Here is a 7,972-nt window from a genome sequence, read left to right as displayed (position 1 = left end):
TTCTCTTCGCTCAGATAGTAGAATGACTTTCCATCGGGAGCCCAAACCGGTTCACGATCTTCTCCACCAAAAGTGGTCAACTGCTGGTAATGAGGTTCTTTAGCTGGATTGTACCTCCAAATATCACGGGCAATAGGTGAAACATGGTGTTTACGCCAATAGTCCTCATATCCTTTTTTGTCCTGATAAAGCATTACTCCTTCTTTATTGATAGAGATGCATTCCATAGGCATGGACGAAATCATTTGCGGGCGTCCGCCTTCTACAGAAACCTGATAGACTTGACGGAACTGTCCGTTGGAAGGAAAGACCACCGCTTCAGCAGAAGGCATTACATCTGCCGAGAACAGAATATGCCCTGCATCGCTGAAAGCCAGCGGGGTCTCACTACCGGAATGGGTAGTCAGTCGGCGAGGTTCACCACCTTCTTTAGAAACAAGATAAATGTCCATGCTTCCTAAACGATCCGAAGCAAAAGCAATCTGTTTACTGTCCGGACTCCACACAGGTGCAGTGTCATAAGCGGGGTTAGTGGTCACTTGCATGGCACGTCCTCCACTTACCGGAACAGTATAAATATCACCTTTATAGGTAAAAACAATCGTCGTGCCATCCGGAGAGATAGCACTGTTTCTCATCCAAAGTGGCGCATCTTGTGCAGAAACCACACCAGAGAAACAAATAACAGCAATACTGAGTAGTAAATTCTTCATAGGGTAATAAAAGTTAGACTATTTTTCTTCCCCTTTAGGGGAACGAGGGGTATAATAGAAAAAGCCTCACGACCTTCTTTACAGAAAAGGATCGTGAGGCTTACTTATTTCATTTAAGTAATCCCTCTAATTAAAGGGCACCTACAGTTTTCAAATCAGCGTTAGTCTTATGAACAGCTTCAGCGCTAGCAGCAAATTTAGCTTTTTCGTCAGCAGTCAGTTCCAAAGCAACGATTTCTTCGATACCGTTCTTGCCAAGGATAACAGGAACACCGATGCAAAGATCTGATACACCGTATTCGCCTTCGAGCAATACAGAGCAAGGAATCATCTTCTTCTGATTGTGGATGATAGATTCTACTACGTAAGATGCAGCAGCACCCGGAGCATACCATGCAGAAGTACCCAGCAACTTAGTCAGAGTAGCACCACCTACCATAGTAGAAGCAACTACTTCGTTCAATTTTTCTTCGCTCAACAATGTGCTTACAGGAATACCTTTGTAAGTAGCCAGACGAGCCATCGGAATCATAGTAGTATCACCGTGACCACCGATAACAAAACCTTCTACCTCATTAGCGTTGCAACCCAAAGCCTGAGACAAGAAATATTTGAAACGTGAGCTATCCAAAGCACCACCCATACCGATCACACGGTTCTTAGGCAAGCCCAAAGATTTCAATGCCAAATAAGTCATTGTATCCATCGGGTTGGAAACAACTACCAAGATAGCATTCGGAGAATATTTCAAAATATTTTCTGCAACCGATTTAACGATACCGGCATTAACACCGATCAACTCTTCACGAGTCATACCTGGCTTACGAGGAATACCTGAAGTGATAACTACAACATCAGAGTTAGCAGTCTTCTCGTAATCATTAGTGCAACCAATCAGATTAGTGTCGAAGCCCAACAATTGAGCTGTCTGCATCATATCCATTGCTTTACCTTCTGATACGCCTTCTTTAACATCCAGCATTACCACTTCGTCAGCCACTTCATTAAAGGCTAACACATTTGCGCATGTAGCACCTACGTTACCTGCACCTACTACGGTTACTTTTGACATAATTTCTAAAGTTTTTGTTTATTATAGTGTTCTATAAAGATGGTGCAAAAGTACAACGACATTCGTAATTAAAGAAATATTTCCGTAATAATTTTAGTTAAATAGGAGATAAAGCGTGATAAGGTTGTAGGGTAGTATTATCTTTGCCGCCAGAAAATTATCGAACCGAATCTAAAATAGTAATATAAGATGAAAAGTAAATCTCTAATCGTTCTAGGAGTAATATTAGTATTAGCATTGATAGGAGTAACCATTTTGCTCATTTCAGAAAAGAAAACAAATAAAGAGTTGGTGTTGGAATTCAATCTGGATAAGGAAGACCTTGAAAACCAATATACCGATTTCGCCAAACAATATGATGAACTGAAACTAACCGTTTCCAACGACTCCCTATCCACACTATTAGAGCAAGAACAAGTAAAAACTCAACGTTTGTTGGAAGAGTTACGTACCGTAAAGAGCAGTAATGCCAGCGAGATACGTCGCTTGAAGAATGAACTGGCTTCATTACGCAAAATTATGATAGGTTACATTAATCAAATTGATTCGTTAAACCGCCTCACAGCTCATCAAAGAGAAGTCATAGCAGACGTTACGCAAAAGTACAATGCAGCTTCGCGTCAAGTAAGCAATTTGTCCGAAGAGAAGAAAAATCTGACCAAGACGGTGACTCTTGCCGCACAACTAGATGCGACAAACATCAACATACTTGCAGTCAACAAGAGAGATAAAGTAGCAAAGAAAGTAAAAGATGTCGTGAAATTTAAAATTAATTTCACTATAGTCAAGAATATTACTGCTGAAACCGGCGAACGTACCCTTTATATCCGCATCACAAAGCCTGATAATGACGTCTTGACCAAAAATGCCTCCAATACATTCTCCTACGAAAATCGCAATTTGGCATACTCCATCAAGAAATACATAGAATACAACGGTGAAGAACAAAATCTTACCGTATACTGGAATGTAGAAGAATTCCTTTATGCCGGCAAATATCGGGTAGATATCTTTGCTGATGGCACTATGATCGGTTCTCAATCGTTCTCGTTGGAATAAAGCCTCAACCCCTGAAAAAGTAAAAAAGCTAAAAAATATTTTGTTGTCTCATTAAAACCCTATACATTTGCATCGTTGTTTATGCAATTATTGTTGCACTACAAAACGAACCATTATTCACCCTTTTAATGTATAGACACGATGAAGAAGTTCTTCTGTTTCATTGGATTGGTTTGCCTTACACTCCCGCTTGGCGCACAACAGGTATTGAGCCTGGATAGTTGCCGTGCATTGGCCATAGCCAACAACAAGGAACTGCTGATAAGCCAAGAAAAAATCAATGCGGCACACTATCAGCGGAAGGCAGCATTCACCAATTATCTTCCCGATATTTCGGCAACCGGCGGATACATGCGCAGCCAAAAAGAAATATCCCTTTTAAGTGACGCTCAGAAAGGAGCGCTAAGTTCCGTAGGTACACAAGTCAGCGGAGCTATGCAAAGTGGAATACAAGGAATGTTGACCCAATATCCGCAACTAACGCAGAATCCGCAGTTCATGGCATTAATACAAGCATTAGGAAATATAGATATTGCATCACCTCTCAATGGATTGGGCAATTCGCTTGTCGATGCATTCCGTACAGATACACGTAACATGTATGCAGGTGCCATCACATTGACGCAACCGCTATACATGGGTGGTAAAATCCGTGCATACAATAAGATTACCCGCTATGCCGAAGAGCTGGCTCGCCAGCAACATAGCACAGGCATGCAGGATGTTATCCTCAGTACCGACCAAGCGTATTGGCAAGTAGTTTCCTTAGCCGGTAAGAAAAGGTTGGCTGATAGTTATCTCCATCTGCTTCAAAAGCTTGAAAGCGATGTAGACAAGATGATTGCCGAAGGAGTTGCCACTAAAGCGGACGGTTTATCGGTTAAAGTAAAGGTAAACGAAGCTGAAATGACATTGACCAAAGTGGAAGACGGTTTAAGTTTATCGAAAATGTTGTTGTGCCAACTATGTGGTCTCGACCTCACTACCCCTATCGCACTGAAAGATGAGCAGGAGAAAGAATGGTCTACCATTGCCACCGCTACCAATGGAATAGATATCTCCGCAGTATATGCTACCCGCCCTGAAATCCGAAGCTTGGAACTTGCCACCAATATCTACAAGCAGAAGGTTAATGTAACCCGCTCCGAATATCTGCCTTCCCTGGCATTGATGGGCAGCTACATGGCAACCAATCCTTCGGTATTCAATAGTTTCGAAAACAAGTTCAAGGGCATGTGGAATGTAGGTGTCGTATTACAAGTACCGATTTGGCATTGGGGCGAAGGTTCGTATAAAGTAAAGGCAGCCAAGTCCGAAGCCCGTATTGCCCAATACCAACTTGATGATGCCAAGGAAAAGATTGAATTGCAAGTCAACCAATCCGTCTTCAAAGTAAACGAAGCCGCAAAGAAGCTGGCTATGGCGGAAAAGAATCTGGAGAAAGCGGATGAAAATCTTCGCTACGCCAATCTTGGTTTTGAAGAAGGTGTTATCACTGCTAGTAACGTACTCGAAGCGCATACAGCTTGGTTATCCGCCCAATCAGAAAAGATAGATGCTCAGATTGACGTAAAACTGACGGAGATCTATCTGCAAAAAGCAACGGGGCAATTAACAATCCATAATTGACAGTTGACAATTCATAATTAACAATCAGGAATCTAAAATCATAAATCTGAAAATGGATACAAAGTCACAAAACACTAACATGCTATTGGCATTCCTCACACTGACAGGAGTTATTGCCATTGTTGCTATTGTAGGTTTCTTTATGTTGCGTAAAGGGCCGGAGATTGTGCAGGGACAAGCTGAAGTAACGGAATACCGCGTATCGAGCAAAGTTCCGGGACGTATTCTGGAGTTTCGCGTAAAAGAAGGTCAAAGTGTGCAAGCCGGAGATACCCTTGCCATTCTGGAAGCCCCCGACGTACAAGCCAAACTAGAACAAGCCCGTGCCGCCGAAACCGCTGCACAAGCTCAAAACGATAAAGCACTGAAAGGTGCCCGCCGGGAACAAATTCAAGCTGCCTACGAGATGTGGCAGAAAGCACAAGCCGGATTGGTTATTGCCGAAAAGTCGTATAAGCGTGTGAAGAACCTGGCTGACCAAGGCGTTATGTCCGCCCAAAAGTTGGACGAAGTAACTGCCCAGCGTGATGCCGCCATCGCCACCGAAAAGGCAGCCAAAGCCCAATACGACATGGCAAAGAATGGTGCGGAACGCGAAGACAAAGCCGCCGCAGCAGCATTGGTAGACCGTGCCAAAGGAGCAGTTGCCGAAGTAGAATCTTATATCAAAGAGACCTATCTGATAGCACAAACCGCAGGTGAAGTATCCGAAATCTTCCCCAAGGTAGGTGAATTGGTCGGAACAGGCGCTCCTATCATGAACATTGCCATTCTGGATGATATGTGGGTAACATTCAATGTACGCGAAGACTTACTACAAGGTTTAAGTATGAATACAGAGTTCGACGCATTCGTGCCGGCACTCGACAAGAACATCCGTCTGAAAGTATATTATATGAAGGACCTCGGTACGTATGCCGCTTGGAAGGCAACTAAAACGACCGGACAATTCGACCTGAAGACATTTGAGGTGAAAGCATCACCACAAGAGAAAATAGAAGGGTTAAGACCCGGAATGAGTGTGATATTAAAAAGGTGATAAGGTGATAAAGTGATAAGGTAATTTGGAATAAGAATGGAAAAAGAAAGAAAATATATAGCCCTATGGAATGTGATGAAACGCGAATGCCGGCGTCTCGTCTCCCGACCGCTATATCTATTCTGCATGGTCATAGCGCCCTTGTTCTGCTATATCTTCTTCACTACGTTGATGGATTCCGGACTGCCCACAAACATGCCCGCAGGTATTGTCGACCAAGACATGACCACTACTTCCCGACAGTTGGCGCGCAACTTAGATGCCTTTGAGCAGACCGCTATCATTGCCCACTACCCCACTATCAGCGAAGCACGTACCGCCATGCAGCGTGGAGAGATTTATGGTTTCTATTATATCCCCAAAGGTACTTCCGCCAAGGCACAAGCCCAGCGGCAGCCAAAGGTATCTTTCTATACCAATAATACCCTGCTGATTGCCGGTTCTCTGCTTTACAGAGATATGAAAATGATGAGCGAACTGGCATCGGGTGCCGCTGCACGCACAGCCTTGTATGCTAAAGGCGCTACCGAAGCCCAGGCTATGGCATTCCTTCAACCCATAGTGATTGATACCCATCCGCTCAACAACCCATGGCTGAACTACTCGGTGTATTTGTGTAACACTTTTGCACCCGGTGTATTGATGCTACTCATTTTTATGATTACCGTCTACTCCATCGGTGTAGAGATTAAGGACCGTACTGCACGCGAGTGGCTGCGGATGAGCAATAACTCCATCTGGATTTCACTTGCCGGCAAACTACTGCCGCATACTTTCATATTCTTCCTGATGGGGATATTGTACAATGTATATTTGTACGGCTTCCTGCATTTCCCTTGCAACAGTGGCATTCTGCCGATGCTTCTTGCCACTCTCTGCCTGGTATTGGCATCGCAAGGAATGGGTATACTGATGATAGGCACCCTGCCCACCCTGCGTTTGGGACTTAGTTTTGCTTCCTTGTGGGGAGTACTCTCTTTCTCGATGTGCGGATTATCTTTCCCGCTTATGGGGATGCATCCCGTATTACAAGCATTGGCAAACTTATTTCCGTTACGCCATTACTTCCTGATTTATGTAGACCAAGCTCTGAACGGTTACCCGATGATTTATTCTTGGGTCAACTATGTGGCGTTGCTCATATTTATGATGCTTCCTTTCCTTGTAGCCCGCCGGCTGAAAGAAGCATTGATTTACTATAAATACGTACCATAATGAAAGACTTGACGTTCAAACGAAGAGTAATAGAAGGAATATACGACTTGTTCTATATATGGAAGCAAGAGTTCCGCACAACCTTTCGCGATCAAGGCGTGCTTATCTTCTTTGTGCTTGTTCCGGTGGTCTATCCGCTAATATATGCCTTTATATATACCAACGAAACCATCCGCGAAGTACCTGCCGTGGTGGTGGACAACTCACGTTCTTCATTGAGCCGCGAATATCTGCGCAAAGTAGATGCCAGTCCAGAAGTAGAGATAGTAACCTACTGCGCCGATATGGAAGAAGCCAAATTGATGTTGAAAGACCGACAGGCATACGGCATCATCTATATTCCTGCGCACTTCAGTGACGACATAGCCCGTGGCAAGCAGACGCAAGTCAGCCTTTACTGCGACATGAGCGGATTGTTGTACTACAAATCTCTGCTGAACACCAATACCAACGTATCGCTGGCTATGAATGCGGATATCAAAATAGCACGTGCCGGCAATACTACCGACCGTCAGGATGAGATTACAGCCTATCCGATAGAATATGAAGACGTAGCCCTCTTCAACCCGACCAATGGATTTGCCGCTTTCCTGATACCGGCTGTATTGATGCTGATTATTCAGCAGACTTTATTACTGGGAATCGGGCTATCTGCAGGAACTGCCCGTGAACAAAACCGTTTCAAAGATTTGGTTCCTATCAATCGCCATTACAACGGCACTCTGCGTATTGTCATGGGAAAAGGGCTGAGTTATTTCATGGTTTACTCATTAGTGGCTGTTTACATATTATGTATAGTGCCCCGCCTCTTTAGTCTCAACCAGATTGCCATACCGGGAGCATTGACTTTGTTCACCCTCCCCTATCTGGCAGCTTGCATTTTCTTTGCCATGACTGCTTCCATTGCCATCCGCAACCGCGAAACATGTATGTTACTGTTTGTTTTCACCTCGGTGCCATTGTTGTTTCTTTCCGGCATTTCGTGGCCGGGTGCTGCCATGCCTGCTTTCTGGAAATATTTCTCATATATCTTTCCTTCCACCTTCGGGATCAATGGATATGTAAGGATTAACAGTATGGGAGCTTCCCTCAACGAAGTTTCCTTTGAATACCAAGCATTATGGATACAAACGGGAATCTATTTCATAACGACCTGCCTGGTTTATCGCTGGCAGATATTACAAAGCCGCAAGCATGTGATTGAAGCGCACAAGGAGGAGAAAGAGAAGCAGAAATAGTACACGA

The 7,972-nt window shown here is 44.0% G+C and carries 6 protein-coding genes and 1 pseudogene; 5 read left to right on the top strand and 2 right to left on the bottom strand.

The window, feature by feature from the left end; genetic code table 11:
• Together Q1W14_RS00350 and mdh are read right to left on the bottom strand one after the other, a co-directional pair.
• Nucleotides 1-713, bottom strand: a pseudogene (locus tag Q1W14_RS00350) (peptidase S41); the annotation flags it as partial.
• Nucleotides 714-843: 130 nt separating this feature from the next.
• Nucleotides 844-1,785: a malate dehydrogenase gene (mdh, locus tag Q1W14_RS00345; protein WP_300698138.1), complete on the bottom strand. Its 942-nt coding sequence runs from the start codon at nt 1,783-1,785 to the stop codon at nt 844-846.
• A 189-nt stretch (nt 1,786-1,974) separates the two neighbouring features.
• Here mdh and Q1W14_RS00340 point away from each other — a divergent pair, with 189 nt between their 5' ends.
• From Q1W14_RS00340 to Q1W14_RS00320, 5 genes are all read left to right on the top strand, one after another.
• Nucleotides 1,975-2,844: a hypothetical protein gene (locus tag Q1W14_RS00340; protein WP_300698136.1), complete on the top strand. Its 870-nt coding sequence runs from the start codon at nt 1,975-1,977 to the stop codon at nt 2,842-2,844.
• Nucleotides 2,845-2,985: 141 nt separating this feature from the next.
• Nucleotides 2,986-4,473 carry a TolC family protein gene (locus Q1W14_RS00335; protein ID WP_300698134.1) on the top strand — a complete coding sequence of 496 codons (1,488 nt, stop codon included), beginning with the start codon at nt 2,986-2,988 and terminating at the stop codon, nt 4,471-4,473.
• A 52-nt stretch (nt 4,474-4,525) separates the two neighbouring features.
• Nucleotides 4,526-5,512, top strand: a complete 987-nt coding sequence (locus Q1W14_RS00330; protein ID WP_300698132.1) for an HlyD family secretion protein — start codon at nt 4,526-4,528, stop codon at nt 5,510-5,512.
• A gap of 36 nt (nt 5,513-5,548) precedes the next feature.
• Nucleotides 5,549-6,727, top strand: coding sequence for an ABC transporter permease (locus tag Q1W14_RS00325; protein ID WP_300698131.1), 1,179 nt, complete (start codon nt 5,549-5,551; stop codon nt 6,725-6,727).
• Entirely contained in the window at nt 6,727-7,965 is a 1,239-nt protein-coding gene (locus Q1W14_RS00320; RefSeq protein ID WP_300698130.1) for an ABC transporter permease, read from the top strand. The genes Q1W14_RS00325 and Q1W14_RS00320 overlap by 1 nt, the downstream gene beginning before the upstream one ends.
• Nucleotides 7,966-7,972 lie beyond the last annotated feature (7 nt).

The organism is Bacteroides sp. (genome assembly GCF_030151085.1).
Taxonomy (GTDB): domain Bacteria; phylum Bacteroidota; class Bacteroidia; order Bacteroidales; family Bacteroidaceae; genus Bacteroides.
Note: the sequence above shows the minus strand (reverse complement) of the source record. Positions and strands in the feature narration are given on the sequence as shown.